Source organism: Rhodobacter sp. P2_H5 (assembly GCF_056403335.1).
This window is the reverse complement of record NZ_JBFUFS010000030.1, coordinates 1-17,629: the sequence shown is the minus strand read 5'-3', so window position 1 is coordinate 17,629 and position 17,629 is coordinate 1. Positions and strand designations below refer to the sequence as shown.

At 65.4% G+C, this 17,629-nt stretch carries 13 protein-coding genes; 2 read left to right on the top strand and 11 right to left on the bottom strand.

Translation table 11 applies throughout. The features are described from left to right. Positions 1-5 precede the first annotated feature (5 nt). Positions 6-1,895 carry a KpsE/RkpR family capsule polysaccharide export protein gene (locus AC1DVR_RS22260; protein WP_478002817.1) on the bottom strand — a complete coding sequence of 630 codons (1,890 nt, stop codon included), beginning with the start codon at positions 1,893-1,895 and terminating at the stop codon, positions 6-8. Positions 1,896-2,107: 212 nt separating this feature from the next. Between AC1DVR_RS22260 and AC1DVR_RS22255 the strand changes: the two genes are divergently transcribed. Further along, positions 2,108-2,929 carry an ABC transporter permease gene (locus tag AC1DVR_RS22255; RefSeq protein ID WP_478002816.1) on the top strand — a complete coding sequence of 274 codons (822 nt, stop codon included), beginning with the start codon at positions 2,108-2,110 and terminating at the stop codon, positions 2,927-2,929. Between the two features lie 81 nt (positions 2,930-3,010). On the opposite strand, the gene AC1DVR_RS22250 is transcribed toward AC1DVR_RS22255, so the two are convergent. The 10 genes from AC1DVR_RS22250 to AC1DVR_RS22205 form a co-directional block, all read right to left on the bottom strand. Further along, positions 3,011-4,321, bottom strand: a complete 1,311-nt coding sequence (locus AC1DVR_RS22250; protein WP_478002815.1) for a UDP-glucose dehydrogenase family protein — start codon at positions 4,319-4,321, stop codon at positions 3,011-3,013. A 138-nt stretch (positions 4,322-4,459) separates the two neighbouring features. Beyond that, positions 4,460-5,002, bottom strand: coding sequence for a hypothetical protein (locus AC1DVR_RS22245; protein WP_478002814.1), 543 nt, complete (start codon positions 5,000-5,002; stop codon positions 4,460-4,462). 1 nt (position 5,003) lies between these two features. Then, positions 5,004-9,197 carry a DUF2793 domain-containing protein gene (locus tag AC1DVR_RS22240; RefSeq protein WP_478002813.1) on the bottom strand — a complete coding sequence of 1,398 codons (4,194 nt, stop codon included), beginning with the start codon at positions 9,195-9,197 and terminating at the stop codon, positions 5,004-5,006. Between the two features lie 245 nt (positions 9,198-9,442). Then, positions 9,443-10,045 (bottom strand): LysE/ArgO family amino acid transporter, encoded by a 603-nt coding sequence (locus tag AC1DVR_RS22235; protein ID WP_478002812.1) that lies wholly within the window; start codon positions 10,043-10,045, stop codon positions 9,443-9,445. Between the two features lie 64 nt (positions 10,046-10,109). Next, entirely contained in the window at positions 10,110-11,024 is a 915-nt protein-coding gene (locus AC1DVR_RS22230; protein ID WP_478002811.1) for a 1-acyl-sn-glycerol-3-phosphate acyltransferase, read from the bottom strand. A 117-nt stretch (positions 11,025-11,141) separates the two neighbouring features. After that, positions 11,142-11,882, bottom strand: coding sequence for a YebC/PmpR family DNA-binding transcriptional regulator (locus AC1DVR_RS22225; protein WP_478002810.1), 741 nt, complete (start codon positions 11,880-11,882; stop codon positions 11,142-11,144). A 107-nt stretch (positions 11,883-11,989) separates the two neighbouring features. Then, positions 11,990-12,514, bottom strand: a complete 525-nt coding sequence (locus AC1DVR_RS22220; RefSeq protein WP_478002809.1) for a hypothetical protein — start codon at positions 12,512-12,514, stop codon at positions 11,990-11,992. Between the two features lie 174 nt (positions 12,515-12,688). Beyond that, positions 12,689-14,470, bottom strand: a complete 1,782-nt coding sequence (locus AC1DVR_RS22215; RefSeq protein WP_478002808.1) for an SLC13 family permease — start codon at positions 14,468-14,470, stop codon at positions 12,689-12,691. Positions 14,471-14,542: 72 nt separating this feature from the next. Then, positions 14,543-15,433 (bottom strand): DMT family transporter, encoded by an 891-nt coding sequence (locus tag AC1DVR_RS22210; RefSeq protein ID WP_478002807.1) that lies wholly within the window; start codon positions 15,431-15,433, stop codon positions 14,543-14,545. Next, entirely contained in the window at positions 15,430-16,242 is an 813-nt protein-coding gene (locus tag AC1DVR_RS22205) for a TIGR00282 family metallophosphoesterase (RefSeq protein ID WP_478002806.1), read from the bottom strand. The genes AC1DVR_RS22210 and AC1DVR_RS22205 overlap by 4 nt, the downstream gene beginning before the upstream one ends. Before the next feature lie 205 nt (positions 16,243-16,447). Here AC1DVR_RS22205 and AC1DVR_RS22200 point away from each other — a divergent pair, with 205 nt between their 5' ends. Then, a complete protein-coding gene (locus tag AC1DVR_RS22200; RefSeq protein ID WP_478002805.1) occupies positions 16,448-17,188 on the top strand; it encodes an NAD(P)H-dependent oxidoreductase in 741 nt (246 codons plus the stop codon). Positions 17,189-17,629: the final 441 nt, after the last annotated feature.

Below are 17,629 nucleotides of genomic sequence, written 5' to 3'. Positions count from 1 at the left end.
TGCCTTCAGCGACGATCACGCAGGGCGTAGTAGATCATGGCCAGCGTGGCCCACAGCAGGAAGCCGGACAGCGCCATCAGGAAGATCCGCAAGGGGCGGTTCGGCGCGGTCGAGGATTCGGCCAGGGTCGGCTCCAGATAGGTCGCAAGATAGCGCGTGTTGTGCTGCGCATCGTTGACCGCCTGGTCATAGGCACCCAGCGCCTGCAGATAGGCCTTGGAGGCGAAATCCTGCTCCATCTGCAGGTTCTGGAAGTCCGCGACCAGTTGCGCATAGCCCGCCGAGTTCGGGTCCGACAGGCCGCCCACTTTCGAGGTTTCTTCGCTGATCCGGTTCTGGATCACCTCGATCCGGCGGTTCAGCTGGCCAATCCGCGGGTCGGAGTTCGGCACCGTGCCCAGAAGCATGTCGAGGTCAATCTCGGCCGCGCCCAGTTGCTGAACGAGCGAGGTGATGACCTGCGTCGCCCCGGCGAGCTGGGTCGAGGGATCGACGATGTGGTTCTTGATCCGGAACTCGGTCAGCTTGCGCTGCGCATCCGCCATCTGCTGCTGCGCCTTGGTCAGCGCCTCTTTGCTGTAGCGGGTCGAATCGTCCTGCGCGGTCTTGGACAATTCGTTGATGATCGAGGTCGACTCGCCCAGCACTTCGCGCGCGATGTTCTGCGCGTCCTGCGGGTCGAAGGCGAAGACCTGGATGTTCATCAGCCCGGTCGAACCGTCAAAGCTCGGGACGACCATGCTCTTCCAGTATTCCACCAGATCCTCGATCTTGCCATTCGGCGGGAAGGAAAACAGCGGGTCGTTCTTCGGCTTGGAGAAGATCTTGCGCAGGTCCAGCTTGGCATCGACGCGTGACACCAGTTCCTGGCTGACGATGAACTGGTTGAGGATATCCATGTCCGAGGACGAGGAGGCCCCGACCCCGCCGAGGGCGCCGAGGAAATCAAAGGTCGAGGGCGCGCTTTCGGTCCGGCTGCCAAAGCCGATGTCGCTTTCGTATTGGTCGGCAGCACGGGCATAAAGATACCAAGCGTAAACGGTGGTCGGCAGGATGACCAGCAGCGCGAACAGGATCACAAGGCCCCAGTGCCGGGCCTGCATCTTGGCCCCCTGCACGGCAGGTGCGACGACATAGGTGGAGCGCACGGCCTCCCGCGGCTGCCGGCCCGGGCGTCCCGGAGGCTTGCCCGCCGGACGACGCGCCGGAACCGGCATGTCGTCCTCGTCATCCTCGTCATCAAGCGCCACGGCGGTCCGCTGGGGTGCCGCGACATGCGATGCCGCCGCAGCCGTCAACTCGCCCGACGTGGCGGCAGGGGCGGCCTGCGCCGCGGTGCCCGTCTCTGCCGGGGCGGCGTCGGTCTTGTCGGTAAAATCCTCGGCATCGCCCAGCTCGGCCGCATGTTCCTGTGCCAGCCGGTTTGCGGCAGCGGCCCTGCGATTGCGCGGCAACATGCCGGGGCGTCCACCGCCCATGCCGCCGCCGCCACCCATACCACCGCCCATTCCGCCGCCACCTGCGCCACCAGGCGCGCCGCCGGTTGCCAGGCCGCGCACCCGTGCCCGCAGGCCGATCAGCTCTTCGCCTTCCGCATCACCCTGCGCCGGACCGCGCCGCGGACCACCGCGCGGACCGAGGCCGGGTCCCTTGCGCCCGCCGCCGGGCCGCAGACGGGTGACACCGGCGCCAATCTCCTCGGCTCCGGTCTCTTCCGTGGCATCGGGCTCGAAATGCTCGGCCTCAAGATGGTCGGACTCGGCGTCAAAGGCTTCGGCGTCGCGGGCATCCGCCGCTTCCGACAGGCCGGAGGCCTCTGCGGAGGCGGGGGGAAGTGCGGGCGGCTGCGCTGCGCCGGGGCCAGCGGAGTCGCGGGCGGCGGCAGAGGAAGGCACCAGGTCTTCGGATGCCGAATCTTTGGGCAGATCGCTCTCAGGCTTTGCTGAAGGGGGGGTCACGGGCTTTCTTCCATATTTGCGCAAGGGTTTGCGCCGGCCACCTGTTACAGGTAATGTTACCGCAAATCGGCGATATGCCACAAGCGCCGACTGTGGATCCAGGGCTCCATGGTCGGGCGGATTCGGAAAAAGCAGCCAAAATGCAGCAAATGACGACGAATTTGGACCAATCGGCGCTGGATCGCCCACCGCAAGAGCCGCGCACCCGCCGGTTTCGCACCCTGCGCGTGGTGGCGGCCCTGATCCTGCGCGAGACGGGTTCGCGCGAAACCCGCACCTCGCTGGGGTTCTTGTGGCAGCTGATCGACCCGATCGCCACGGTGGCACTTTTGTCCATCGCCTTCGGCATCATCAGCCGGACCCCGCGGCTCGGCACCAACTTTCCGCTCTATTACGTCACCGGCGTGCTGCCGTTTCAGCTTTACAGCCAGATCGTCGGCAAGGTGGCAAGCTCGGCCCGGTTCTCGCGCCCGCTGCTGGGGTTTCCCTCGGTCACGGTGCTCGATGCGCTGATCGCGCGCTTCCTGCTCAACACCTTCACTAATGTGGTGGTCTTCATCCTGCTCGTGGTGGCGATGATTCTTTACTACGGCTTGCGGCTGACCCCCGACCCCGGCGGCGTCGCGCTGAGCCTGGCCATGGCTGCGGCACTGGGCTTGGGCGTCGGCACGCTGAACTCGGTGCTGTTCCTCGCCTCGCCGACCTATGAAAACCTGTGGGGCATCCTCAACCGGCCCCTGTTCATCGCCTCGGGGGTGATGTTCCTGATCAACGACCTGCCGGAATACCTGTTCAAATACCTGAAATGGAACCCGATCGCCCAGGTGGTGGGCGAGATGCGCCATGCCTTCTACCCGGGCTATGACGCCTCTTATGTGGTGCCCGGCTATGTCTTCCTGATCTCGGCCATCACCTTCATGCTGGGGCTGATCGGCCTGCAGCGCTATGTCTTCGACGCGCTGGACCGCTAGGCGGCGCGCTGCAGAATGCCGTCCGGCCCGGCACCGCCAGGCCGGACACTGCCAGGCCGGGCACTGCCAGGCTAAACGCCGTCAGGCGGAACGCCCCACCCCGACATATTTCTCGAACCCTGCCTCCAGCACTTCGGCCGCGGCATAGATGTTGCGCAGATCGGCCATGCGGGGCGTGGCCATCTTGCGCGCGATCTTTTCCAGGTCGAGCGCGCGGAACTCGTTCCACTCGGTCAGGATCACCACCACATCGGCGCCCTGGGTCGCCTGATAGGCATTGTCCACCCAGCGCACGCCGGGCAGCAGGGCCTCGCCCTCGCGCTTGCCCTGCGGGTCCGAGACGCGGACCTTGGCACCTGCCCCCACAAGCGCGGGGACGATGGTCAGGCTCGGCGCCTCGCGCATGTCGTCGGTGTTGGGCTTGAAGGTCACGCCGAGGACGGCGACCGTCTTGCCATTCACCACGCCGTCGCAAAGGTCGATGATCTTGTCGAGCATCCGGCGCTTGATCTCTTCATTGACCTTGATCACCGTCTCGGTGATCTGCATCGGCATCGAATGGTCCTGCCCGATCCGCGCCAGCGCCATGGTGTCCTTGGGGAAGCAGCTGCCGCCATAGCCCGGCCCCGCGTGCAGGAACTTGTTGCCGATCCGCCCGTCGAGCCCCATGCCCTTGGCGACATCCTTGATATCGGCGCCGACCCGTTCGCACAGGCTCGCGATCTCGTTGATGAAGGTGATCTTGGTGGCGAGGAAGGCATTCGCCGCGTATTTGATCATCTCCGCACTTTCCAGCCCGGTGAAGACCACCGGGAACTCGCGCAGGAACAAGGGGCGGTAGACGTCCGACATCACCTTGCGCGCCTTGCCCGCCTCCACGCCCACGACCACGCGGTCGGGCCGCATGAAATCGTCGATCGCAGCCCCCTCGCGCAGGAATTCCGGGTTTGAGGCGACATCGAACTCTGCCGCCGGGTTGGCCTGCCGCACGGCCTTGGCCACCTGACGGTTGGTGCCGACCGGCACGGTGGATTTGGTGACGACCACGGTATAGCCGGTCAGGGCCGCGCCGATCTCGGCGGCGGCGGCCATCACATAGGTCAGGTCGGCATGGCCATCGCCGCGCCGGGTCGGCGTGCCGACTGCGATGAAGACGGCATCGGCCCCCGCCACCGCCTCGGCCAGATCCAGCGTGAAGGACAGCCGCCCCGCCGCCACGTTCTTGGCCATCAGCGCCTCAAGACCCGGCTCGAAGATCGGCACTTCGCCGGCCTGCAGCAGCGCGATCTTTTCGGGATTCTTGTCCACGCACACGACCTCGTGGCCGAAGTCCGAGAAACACACGCCAGAGACGAGGCCCACATAGCCCGTCCCGATCATCGCAATCTTCATGGTACCATCCGCTTGAGGTCACAGCAGTCGTGCTTGCCTTGGAGTCTGTCTAGGAAGCAGGAGCCGGGCTGTCAAATGCGAAAAGGGCGGTCACTGACCACCCTTTGCACGAGGATTTGTACCAGATTGGGGGGCGGCTTAAAGTTTCAGCGCCATCGCCTCGCGGAAAAGCCCATCCATCGCCACCGCATCAAGGTCGGCCGCGTAAGACAGAAGATCGGTCAGTTCCGAAAGCCGGCCGATCGTGTCAAAGCCTGCGACCGACTGCTGCATGGCCCAGGTGCCCAGCGGGCCGGCGCAGAAATCCTGCACGCTTTGCCAGGCCTCCGGTCCAAGGGCCAGGATCAGCTGCCAGCGCGCGCAGCTCATCGCCTGACGCTCGCCCGCCTGATCCTGCCCGTCCGGCGCGGGGCTGGCGGTGTCGGGCGCGGGATCCTCCTTCAGCTTCTGGTCTTCGGGCACCGGGATGATGCGCAGATCATGGGCGTCGCCGATCTGGGTCGCGGCCAGGGCGCCATCCTTGCCATAGGCGACAAAGGCCGTGCCCTCGACCGCATGCACAGGGCCTTGATCCGGCAGGTTGGCAAGGTCGAATGCGGCGCCATTGCGTGTCAGCGTCCCGCCCTCGACGCGGACGAGGGTCGGCGCCGATCCGGCTTCGGGTATCATCACGATCTGCATGTCATTTGCCCGTTTCAATATAAAGCTGCATGAAGGCGAAGGTCACCGCCAGCGCCGTCGCGTTGTTGCCGCGCCAGAGCTGCGGCACCAGGATGGAGGTGGAGTTCGGCAGGACCGCGGCGCTGCCCGACAAGGTCCCGGTCGCCACATGCCCGGTGTTCAGCCGCTCCACCTGATAATGGACGGTCCCGGAGGCATCGGAGGGCGCATGCAGGGTCAGGGCATAGCTGTCGGTCGACAGCGTGTTGACCGGGAAGTTCGCGCCCAGGTCGATGGGCGTCTGCGCCGTCGAGCCGCCATAGTAGATCTTCAGGTTCGTATCCGCCGCGCCGTGACCCACGCCAACCGAACTTGTCAGGGTCGAGGGCTCGGTCGCAGGCGACATGATGCCGGAGGTGCTCAGCCCCACGAACATCTGCGCGCCCGAGACGGTGGCCGCGTCTGCAATCCCGAACCGGGTATTGAACAGGAAACCGCCCAGCCCCGCCCCGTCGGATGTGGCAAGGACGGCATAGCCACGATACCCGGCCATCGACCCCGCCGTCGTGGCCGACACGACCACGTTGCGCCGCGACCGCGTGAAGTGGTTGGTCACCGCAAAGGAGGCAGCGGCGACCGTCCCGTAGCTCGCGAAACCACCCGACCCGACATAGGCGAGCGTCGCCGTGCTGAAAGCCGGGGTCATCGTATGGACCTGCGTGTCCCACAGCGCCGATTGCACCGCCCGCGCCAGCCCGTTCGGCCCCCGGAAGGCGGGAATGGCGGCCTCCGCCACCTTCTTGGAATAAAGCCGCAGGTTGCCGGCCGCCGCCACCGCCGGATCCGACGACTGAACCGCCAGCTGGACCGGGGCGGCAAAGCTCTTGATCCCGGCCACGCTTTGATCCGAGGTCAGATCGACCCCCATCACCGTGTTGCCGGCCCCGCCGGTGATCAGGGGCGTGCCGCCGATCTGGGTGTTGTGGGCCACCACGTTGTCGGTACAGCCCGCATCAATCCAGACCGCGCCGTACTGTGCTATGCCAGAGCCCGCCGCCGTCCCCATGTTCTCGAAGACATTGGCGTCGATCACATGGCGGAAGTTGCCGCCCGCCGCCCCCGACCCGGTGCCCTTCAGCCAGACGCCGGCCTTGGCATCGGCGATATAGTTGCCCTCGATCTGGCAACCGCTCGCGGCCTGGATGTTGTTGACGAAATTGATCGCCGCCCGCGACCGGTTGTTGCGTGTGGCGGTGTTCGACTGCACACCGATGATCGTGTTCTTGACCACCCGCGCCGCATTGGACCCGTCGATCCCGATGCCGCCCACCCCGCCGCCGCCCGCCGACAGAAAGCCGGTGCCGGCGTCGAGGTCGGGGAATTGGTTGGTGTCGATCAGCGAGATATTGAGAAGCGTGTTGCTCATCACCACCGAATAATCGCAGCGGTCGACCGTGATGCCTTCCGAATAGCTGTTCTGCGCCGTACAGCGCTGAATCCGCGAATGCGGCATCTGCTTCTGGCTGAAGGCGGTGTTGCCCGACCGGTTGGTGCGGCAATTCTCGATATAACAGCCGATCGGGAAGATCGTGGCGCCGGTGAAGCCGGAATCGTCCGAGGTGCGCCCCCCGCTGTCCAGACCATAGGTCGCATTGCCGCCGCCCTGCAGGCCAAAGGGCCGGTCGGGGCAGTTGTTGCACTCGCAATCCTCGATGCCGGAATATTGGTCCTGCAGATGGATGCCGCGCCCCGAATAGCCCGCGCATTCGATGAAGAGCTTGCGGATCCGGTTGTTGGCGCCGCCCCAGAACCGGAAGATCGGCGCCGTCCGGTTGCCCGAGCGCAGGATCTTGGTGACATTGCCCTCGCCCTCAAGGCAGACCTTGTTCAGGCCCTGGCGCACCAGCGACCCCGCCCACAGATAGGTGCCCGCCGGCATCAGGGCGACGCCGCCACCGATGCTGTTGACAAAGTCGATCATCGCCCCCACCGCCGTGATGGCCGAGGTGGCGCCGGTGATGTCGGCCCCCCAATGCAGCGCCGTGGCGATCCCGAAAGGCACCCAGCCCGGCAGATCTGAAATCGCCGTGCCGCTGCCGATGTAGCGATAGGCCCGCCCGTCCGCGCGCATCACCAGCCCCACCGTCGGCGTCCGCCCGGTGGCCCAGGTGACAAACGCCGCCCTTGTCGCGAAATCCTGCCGCTCCAGCGTGGTGCGCGCCGTATTGGCATCGGCATCGTCCATCAGGCTGCGGCCATAGCTGGTCAGGGTCGACAAGGCCGCCGAGGCAGAGGCGGTGAAATAGGCGATCGTGTCGGCCGAGGGCGACAGCGCATCCAGCGCGTCGATCGCCGCGGGCACCCCGGTCAGCAGGGAATAGGCCGAACTCGCGCTCCCCCCCGGAGGGGCGGCCCAGGTGCCATCGGCGCGCAGGAAATTGGTCGAACCGCCGCCGCTCGCCGGAACAAGCCCTGCGACAAGCGCGCCAAATCCGGTGTTGAGCGCCAGCGTGCCGCTTGCATTGGGCAGGGCCAGGCTGCGCGTGGTACCGCTGCTCAGGGCCGACAGGTCGAACTTGACCTGCTTGCTCGCATCCGCCGCCGATTGCAGGGTCAGCGCCGCATCCGGCATGGTGATCGAGGTGACCGAGCTGGCAAAGCTGACCGTCGGGCTGGCGATGGTCAGCGCGCCCAGCGCCCCGCTGACGCCGGAGCCGAGCGCGATGTTGGTCGTCGACCCCGCCAGACCCGCCGTGCCGATGTTGATCGCCTTGGTCAGGCCCGAGGTCACAGCGCCGGCGGCCAGATTGACCGTGACCGGGCTGCTGGTGACATTGCCGATCGTGGTGACCGGCGTCGCGTCAATCACCACACTGCCCGAGGCATCCGGCAGGCCAAAACTCCGCGTCGCCCCCGTGCTCAGCCCCGAAAGCTGGAAATTCGCCCGCTTGGTTGCATCCCCATCGTCCTGCAGGGTCAGGCCGGAATCGACGATGACATGCGGCCCGGTGAAGCTGACCGAACCGGTGAAGGTCTTGGCGCCGCTGATCGTCTGGCTGCCGGCCAGATCCACCGCATCGGTGATGCCATAGCCGGACAGGCTGGTCGGCCGCCCGGTCACATCGGCCCAGGCCGGCGCGGTGTTCGAAATCTCGAGATAGGCCGAGCCGGACCAGCGCCAGGTCTTGTTGGTGTCGAGCGTGACATAGATCTTGCCGGTCTCCCCCGTGCCGGGCAGGCCGGCGAGGTTGGCAAACTCCAGCACGTCATCGACGTAAGAGGGCAACTGCCCCGCCGGCACCTTGCCGCTGGCGTCCAGCCCGGCATAGCCATTTGCGGCGCCCTTGTTGGCGGCCGCCTCCACCCCCAACGCCGTGCGCTGCGCCGCGGCATCCGCCGCCGTCAGCAAGGTGCGCCCCGCCGCCGTGCTGTCCGAGATCTGCGCCGAGGCGACATGGCACAGATCCAGCGAGACGCCGCCCTGCCGGGCCCGCAGCCGCCCCGAGGTGGAGTTGTACCAGATGTCGCCGTCCTGCGGGCTGGCCGGGTCCGCCGAGCCCGGCAGGATGTTGACCCCATGCGAGGCGATGACCCGGCCCGTCGCCGCCTCGATCGTCAGGCCGGTCAGGAAGGTCGTGCCATCCGGGCTGACCTTCAGCACGAAATTGTCATTGCCGACATTGCCCATCTCGGCCCGGCCGGAGAAATTGTTCTGAAACAGCAGGCTCGCCGTGTCGCCGGTATGGGCCTTGTTGATCTTCAGCTGATGCCCCGCGCCGGCATTGGTCAGCAAGGTCGCCGCCGCCGAGACGGTCAGCCGGTTCACGTCATCCGCCGTGGCCGAAATGCCAAGTGCGGCCACCCGGATCGGCCGGTCCGCCGAGGTGGTCCAGCTGCCGCCGTCATAGACCGCCTCGGTCTCCTCGCCTTCGAGCCAGACGCGCCAGCCGGTCTTGGGCAGGTAGAAATCCCAGAAGGTGCCGGTATAGACGGCGACCGCCTCCTCCTGCCCGAGCCAGTCGCCGGTGGCGCCGCTGGCCACGATATAGCTGTCCCCCGCCACCGCGCCGACCGGCGGCGCGGTCAGCAAGCGGCTGATGGCGGTGGTCTGGACCAGAACGTCCAGCACCGTCATGGCCGCATTCACCGTCACATGCTTTTGCGCCTGCGAGGGCTGGATCAGGGGCAAGAGCTGCAGGGCCGTTTTGTTCGTCATGAAAACCTCCGCGGGGATCGCTTTGACCCGCGAAGCTAGGGAAAGGTCCTGAATTCCCGGTAACCCCTGCGCGCGCTGCCCCCCGGCCCCGCGCAACGCCGCCACCCGGCACGCCCCGGGCCCTGCGGCGCAGGGGGGCTGTCTGCCCCCCTCACCCCCCGAGAGTATTGCGGCAGAGGGCAAGGGAAAGCAGGACAAGCGCCTTCATCTGTTCGGAAATATCCAAGCCGGAGGCTTGCGCCCCTTCAGCCGAGCGCCAGCGTCAGGGCGATGGCCCACATGGTCAGGCCAACAGCGATCTCCAGCAGCACCCAGGCCCGGGGGGCTGCGAAAAGCGGGGCCAGCAGCCGGGCGCCAAAGCCCAGGGCCGCAAAGAAACTTACCGAGGCCAGCACCGCCGCCATCCCGAAGGCCGCCTCATTGGGGACATAATGGGTCGAGATCGACCCGAGCAGCACCATCGTGTCCAGATAGACATGCGGGTTGGCCCAGGTCAGCAAGGCGCAGGTCGTCAGCACCTGAAGCAGCGGCGCGGGGGCATCCTGCGCCGGCATCAGCGCCGCCCCCCCCTTGCGCGCGGCGACGAAGCGCTGCGCCCCGTACCACACAAGGAACGCCGCCCCGAACCAGCGCATCAACGGCACGATGGACGGCAGAACCGCCGTCACCGCGCCAAAGCCCGCCACCCCGGCGGCGATCAGCAAGGCATCCGACAGGCCGCACATCGCCACAACCGCAGCGACGTGTTCGCGCCGGATCCCCTGCCGCAACACGAAGGCATTCTGTGCCCCGATCGCCAGGATCAGGCTCAGCGAAGTGAAAAATCCATGTATTACCGCGTCAAACATTCACACTCTCCCCAGTCAGCTCCCTGAGTAGAGGGCAAATCGACGCGGCTCAATCCCTGTTCAATCAGAAGGTGATCTGCGGCGGAAAGACAAAGACGTCCTCGGCCCGCGGTCCGCCCGGTTCGGCCATGGCAAAGCACCGCGCCCGCAGCCAGGCCACCACATCGCCCTTGCCCATTTCGGCGCATTCCACCGGCTCTGCCACCCGCACCGTCACCGGTCTGTGCAGCCGCCGCCGGGTCTCGAAAAAGATCAGCGCGACCCGTAGCGGATAGGACAGATGGCTCACCACCTGGAACAGGCGCGAGTTGCGCCCCGCGACGTAAAGCGCCAGCGTCCTGACCCCCGTCCGCCGCGCCAATCTTGCCACAAAGGGGTGCCAGGCGAAGTCGCCCGCCGTCGCCGCAAAGGGCGTGACCGCGGTCGCAACCCCGCCCGCCGGGAAGATGATCAGCACATGGCCCTGATCGAGCCACTCCACTGCCCGCCGCCGCGTCTCGGCCGAGACACGGCGCGCCTCGGGGCCGGGGCCAAAGTCGATCGGCAACAGGATATCCTGCGCCTCGCGCGGCTGGCAGAGAAGCGAGTGGCAGATCAGCTTCACATCCTGGCGCACCGTGGCGATCAGATGGCCGATGAACAGCCCGTCCACGATGCCGAACGGATGGTTCGAGACGACCAGCAGGGGCCCCTCCGCCGGGATTTTCGCCAGATCCTCCGCCGTCACATCGCCCTGCAGGCCCAGCGCAGTGATCGCCTGGGTGAAGACCGAGGCCGCCGGATCGCGCGGCTTCTTCTGCCAGTCGCGGTACAGCCGCTCGAACCCGGCCCGCCCACTCAGCCGTTCCACCGCACGGATCAGCGTCCGGCGCGGCCAGGACATCTCGGGCGTCGAATAGGTGAACATCGGCCCCGCGGAGTCCGGCGCCTCCGACGTGTCGAAGAACTCGGCAAAATCCACCCGGTCATCTGTCAGCATCTTGGCGCCTCGCGCAGTCAGAGGGCCAAAAGGCCGGGCAAGGGCCCGGCCTCATGGCGCAATTGAACAAGTATGCCGCAAGTGCATGACAAAGCGGTGACAGAGCGGCCTGACGGCTCAGAGCAGGGCGGCCACATCCTCGGGGATGTCGAAGTTGTGGGTGACCGATTGGACGTCGTCATCCTCTTCCAGCATGTCGACCAGCCGCATCAGCTTTTGCGCGGTCTCCAGATCGACCTCAGTCAGGGTCTGCGCCTTCCAGATCAGCTTGGATTCGGTCGATTCGCCCAAGGCCTTTTCCAAGGCGTCCGAGACGGAGGACAGGTCTTCCATCTTGCAATAGATCCAGTGGCCCTCTTCATCCGATTCCACGTCATCGGCCCCGGCATCCAGCGCCGCCATCAGCACGTCATCGGCCGAACCGGCGCTGGCGGGATACGAAATCTCGCCCACCCGGTCAAAGCTGTGGCTGACCGAGCCGGTCTGGCCAAGGTTGCCACCGCATTTGGTGAAGTAGCTCCGCACGTTCGAGGCGGTGCGGTTCATGTTGTCGGTCAGGGCCTCGACGATGATCGCGATGCCGTTAACCCCATAGCCCTCATAGCGGATTTCGGTGTAATCCGCCGCATCGCCCATCTGCGATTTCTTGATGGCGCGGTCGATCACGTCCTTGGGCATCGACACCGCCTTGGCCGCCTTGACCGCCAGACGCAGACGCGGGTTCATGTCCGGGTCGGGCATGCCCATCTTGGCCGCAACCGTGATTTCCTTGCTCAGCTTCGAGAAGGCTTTCGAGCGGATCGCGTCAGTCCTGCCCTTTTTGTGCTTGATGGTCGACCATTTGGAATGCCCTGACATGACCCGTAATCCTTGACCCTTTGGTGCTGGCGTCCTCTACACCAGTGCCCGCCCCAACCGCAAGCCCGGCGGGGGTTTTGGGTGGGGGGAGGGGTACGGCCCGGTGGTCAATCTCCTTCTGGGTCTGCCTCCGAAAGACACGGCTCTTCCCGCACGACCGCGTAGGAACAGAAACGCTTCGTTTCTTCCGGACTCAGGATTTCTGCGCGGAACTCGAATTTGCTACCTATCGAAACCATGTGCTCCGTAATCTCGGAGATTGTCGGCTTCGCACCCGCATCCAGCAACTGCGCGCGATAGGCCAGCATCTGGCGCTTCAAGTCGAGTCCGTTGCCCATGTCACTGATCAGGATATCCACGGTGCGGCCATCGCTGCAATCAATCAGCCACCACGTTGATCCGACCCATTCGGCAACGACGTAATTCTCGTCAAATCCCGGCAGGGGACGGCAGAACTGTTCATCGTAGCCCAATATTCCAACCGTTTCACATTTGGTAACCGCCATGCCCGCAGCGTCTTTCGTCTCATAGCACGTTTTTGTCGGGGCGGGGATAGGCAAGACTTCGGCGAAGGCCGCTTGCGCGACGGTGATTGCAGAGCCGCTGATCAGCAAAAATCTAATCCAATTCATGGAAAATCCTCGGAGTGGTGTGCGCCCGGTGCCCGTCTGCACAGGTCGCCCCGGGCAGGTGCCTCGGTCAATCGGAAACCGCGTCCCAGCTCTTTCCCCTTCATTGGTCCTCAAATATCCCGCAGGGGGTCCGGGGGACGCGAAGTCCCCCGGCCCTCTCAACCCGCGCTCCCCTCACAACCCATAAAGCAACGGCACCGCAATCGTCGTCACCACGGCGCAAAGAATGTTGAGCGGCACGCCGAACCAGAAGAAGTCGCTGAACTTGTAGCCGCCCGGGCCATAGACCAGCGTGTTGGTCTGATACCCGATCGGCGTGGCAAAGGATGCCGAGGCGCCGATCATCACCACCATGACCAGGGGCCTCGGGTCCACGCCCAGCGTATGGGCCAGCGCAATCACGATCGGCGTACAGATCACCGCCACAGCGTTGTTCGAGACGATCTCGGTCAGGAAAGAGGTCAGCGCATAGACGATGAAGACCAGCAGATAGGGCGACTGCCCCTGCAGCCAGGGCGCAATCCAGCCCACCACCAGCTCGACCGCCCCCGAATGCTCCAGCCCGGCGCCGACGCCCAGCATGCCGAACAGAAGCGCCATCAGCCGGCCATCGACCGAGGCCAGCGCCTCGTCGCTGTCGATCGCCCGCGACAACAGCGCGATGCCCACGCCGATGAAGGCCAGGTACTGGATCGGCGGCGCGCCCGGCAGCGCCGCACAGCCGATCACCGCCAGCAGGATCGCCACCACCAAAGGCGCATGGCCCCGGCGATAGGGCCGCTCTGTCGGATGGGTGACATCGACCATGTCCATATCGACCGCCAGCCGCTGGATATCGGCCTGCGCCCCTTCCAAGAGCAGCGTATCCCCGATCTGCACCTCGATCCCGTCCAGGCTCATCCCCAGGTTCTTGTCGCGCCGGTGCACGGCCAAGGGATAGACGCCATAACGCCGCCGCAACCGCATCTCGCCCAGGGTCCGCCCGATCATCCGGCAGCCCGGGGTGATCAGAACCTCCACCGTCGTAGTCTGGACCGAGGAGAGCTTGTCCACATCCTTCAGATCCTTGTGGTCGCGCAAGCCCAGAACCTCGGCCATAGGCGAGCGCAGCACCACGCGGTCGCCCGGCTCCAGCACCACATCCGCCATCTGGCGCCGCAAGCTCGCATCGCCGCGCAACACGTCGATCACCCGCACGCCACCCCGGGTGAAAAGGTCCACCTCCCCCGGCTTCTTGCCGATCAGCGCGGAATCCTCGGGCACCGCCATCTCGGTGAAAAACCGCATCCCCTTGCGGTCGGTCAGCAGGGTCGACATCGACTCCCGCGTCGGCAGCAGGCGCGGGCCGAGAAGCCCGATGTAAATGAGGCCCGTCACCGCGACCACGATGCCCAGCGGCGTGATCTCGAAAATCCCGAAGGGTTCCAGCCCCGCCTTGCGCGCCACCCCGTCCACCACCAGGTTGGTCGAGGTGCCGACCAGCGTCATCGTCCCGCCCAGGATGGTGAAATAGCTCAAGGGGATCATCAGCTTGGAGGGCGCCATCTTCAGCTGCTTGGCCAGCTGCATGAAGATCGGCAGCATGACCACGACCAGAGGGGTGTTGTTCACGAAAGCCGAAACCAGCGTGACTCCCGCCGCCAGGGCCACCATCGTCCGCCCCGGATGGGTGGCGGCATTGCGCGCCGCCATCTGGCTGATCGCCTCAAGGGCACCGGTCCGCACCAGGGCACCCACGATCATGAACATCGCCGCAATCGTCCAGGGCGCGTTGTTGGACAGAACATCCGGCACCGATTTCATCGGCAGGATGCCCAGAACCAGCATCACCACCGCGCCGCCCACCGCCACCACCTCGACCGGATAGGTCTCGCGCACGAACATCACCAGCATCGCGACAAGGATCGCCAAGGCAATCACCGCCTGCATGGATTGGCTCAGGTCCAGTCCGATCATGCATCACCCTCTGCTTTTTCGCGTAGTTAGGGGGCTTGCAGGGTCAGAGGCAAGGAATATCCGGCAAAACCGTCAGAGCGCGGCCACAACCCGGGGCCTTGGCCGCACAAGTGCCATTCCCGTCAGCATCACCACCATCGCCACGAAGACCAGCGGCGAAAACCGCTCTCCCAGCAGAAGCATCGCCCAGCACAGCCCCGCCGCCGTCACGATATAGGAGGTCTGGCTGGCAAAAACCGCCCCCGACCGCGCCGCAATCGCCACATAGCCCGCGTAAAGCAGCGCATGCAGCGCCGAAGACCCCAGAAGCGCCACCTCGGGCAGGCCCCAGGGCGGCATCGGGCTGACCCAGCTGCCGGTCAGCAGAACCAAGGGCACGCACAGGATCAACCCGGCGAGCGAGGCGCCGAACATCGCCTGCAAAGGGTCCATCCCCGCCATGCCATAGCGGGCCACGAAGGTGCCCTCCATCGCGTAGAACAGCGGCCCGATCAGCGCCAGCGGCAGATAAGCCGCCATCCCCGGCGCGAGGCTCACCCCCGGTGCCGCGATGATCGCAACCCCGGTCAGCCCGAGCAGCAGGCCGATCAGCCGCTTGACCTCGAACCGGTCAGTGCGCAGCGCCATCGACAGCGGAAAGGCCATCAGGGGCACGGTAGAGATCAGGATCGACATGATCCCCGCCGGCAAGCGGTGAACCGAGATGTAGAAGGTCAGGTTGGGCACCAGCGTGCCCAGAACCGCCACCACGACATAAAACACCAGCGCCCGCCGGTTCAGCACCAGCCCCTTGCCGCGCGCCAGCGTCAAAGTGCCCAGCACCAGCACGCAGATCACCAGCTGCCAGAAGATCAGCCCGAAGGGCGGATGGCCCGACGAGGCCGCGATCTTGCCCAAAGGCTGGGTCGATCCCCAGCCGATGCCAAGGACCAGCAAGGCCGCCAGCGACCGCCAGTCCTTCATGGCGCGGCCTGCTGCAAACGCCCGCCCTGCCGGATCATCGAAACCTTGACGGCCTTGCCGGTCTTGTCATCGGTCTCGACATAGACCCCCGACAGCGTCGCCTCGCCACTCGCCGGCTCGAACCGGCTGGAGGACATGCCGGTGATGAAGCGCCGCAAGGGCTCCAGCTTCTCCATGCCGATCACGCTGTCATAATCGCCGCACATCCCGGCATCGGTCAGGTAAGCCGTGCCCTTGTTCAGGATCATCGCGTCCCCGGTCGGCACATGGGTATGGGTGCCCACGACAAGGCTCGCCTGCCCGTCGCACCAATGCCCCATCGCCATCTTTTCCGAGGTCGCCTCGGCATGGATATCCACCACCACCGCCTGCACCATCCCGCCCAGCGGATGCGTCTTCAACACCGCATCAAGGGCGCTGAAAGGGTCATCAAACGGCCGCTTCATGAAGACCTGGCCCAGGGCCTGCGTCACCAGAACCTTTCTCCCTTGAGTCGCCTCGAACACCTTGGCCCCGCGCCCGGGTGCGATCTTGGAGAAGTTCAAGGGCCGGATGATCCGCGGCTCCTGCTCGATAAAGGACATCATGTCCTTCTGATCAAAAGCATGGTCGCCCAGCGTCACGCAATCCGCGCCCGCGTTCAGGATCAGCTTGGCATGCTCCGGCGTCAGCCCCGCCCCCGCACTGGCGTTCTCGCCATTGACGACCACAAAATCCAACCCCCAGGCCGCGCGCAGCCCGGGCAGCCGTTCCGCAATCCCGGTCCGCCCGGTCTTGCCCATCACATCGCCAAGAAAGAGTATTTTCATGCAGTTCCGATAATCCCGCCGCCCCACCCCCGCAACCTCAAAGGCGACACGTTGGGCGGTAGGATGGGCAATTTGCCCATCTCTGAGGATGATGGGCAGATTGCCCATCCTACCGGACACGTCGCCTCGTGGTGCCCGCCGCCGCCCTGGTTTCCCGAATGGCCGCATCTGTGATAGGCTGGCGATGTCCCCGCCGAGGTGAGCCATGCAGATTCTGATCGTCTATGCGCACCCCGAGCCGACTTCCTTCAACGCGGCGATGAAGGACCTTGCGGTGCAGACCCTCACCGCGGAGGGCCATGCGGTCGAAGTATCCGACCTCTACGCGATGGGGTGGAACGCAGTCGCGGGTCCCGCCGATATTGCCGGCCCGCCTTTTGACTCCTCCCGCTTCAGTCTGGCGCGCGAGCAGACCCTGGCAATGGAACACGGCACGATCGCCAAAGAGATCGCCGCCGAACAGGCCAAACTCACCCGGGCCGACATGCTGATCCTGCAATTTCCGGTCTGGTGGTTCGGCATGCCCGCGATCCTGAAAGGCTGGGCCGACCGCGTCTTCGCGCGCGGTTACGCCTACCTTCCAGGCCGCAAATACGACACCGGCATGTTCAAGGGCAAACTGGCCATGGTGGCGACCACGACGGGCACCTCGGCGGACACCTATGCCCCCGACGGCATCGATGGCGACATCCTCACCGTGTTCTGGCCGATTCATAACGGGCTTTTGAAATATACCGGCTTTGATGTGCTGCCGCCCTATGTCGCCTATATGCCGGCGCGTGAGGATGACGCCACCCGCGCCCGGCAGCTCGCGGCCTATCGGCGCAGGCTGGAGAGCATCGCCACCACCCCCCGCCTCTTCTTCCACCCCGCCGAGGATTACGGCCCCGAGGAAAGACTGAAGCCCGGGATCCTTGCCCGCTCCGGCCAACAGCGCAACACCTGAAACCCGATCATGGCTGCACCCAGCCTTGGGGTGATCGGCAGTCTCAAGGGCGACAACTTTGGCGGTAGGATGGGCAATGTGCCCATCATCCCCAAAGATGGGCATATTGCCCATCCTTGTCTCTTGGCGATCTGCGACAATGGAGGTTGCAGACGAGACCCCGTTCCATCCTTGGGTGCATGAGCCCGTCCGGTAGCTTGGGGCTCGTCTGCGTCTTCGCGTTCAAACCTGAACAGTTGCCTGGGGCGCTGCGCCAACAGACGACCCCGCAGATCAAGGACAGGCCGCTATGACTTTGCCACGGGATTTCATCGGTGTCGACGTTTCGAAGGATTGGCTCGACACCTTCTCGCTCAGCTCCGGTCGGCATGACCGGATTGCCAATACAGAACAGGACCTTGCCCGCTTCGCCCGCCAGGCCTCGGGCTGTTTTGTCGGTCG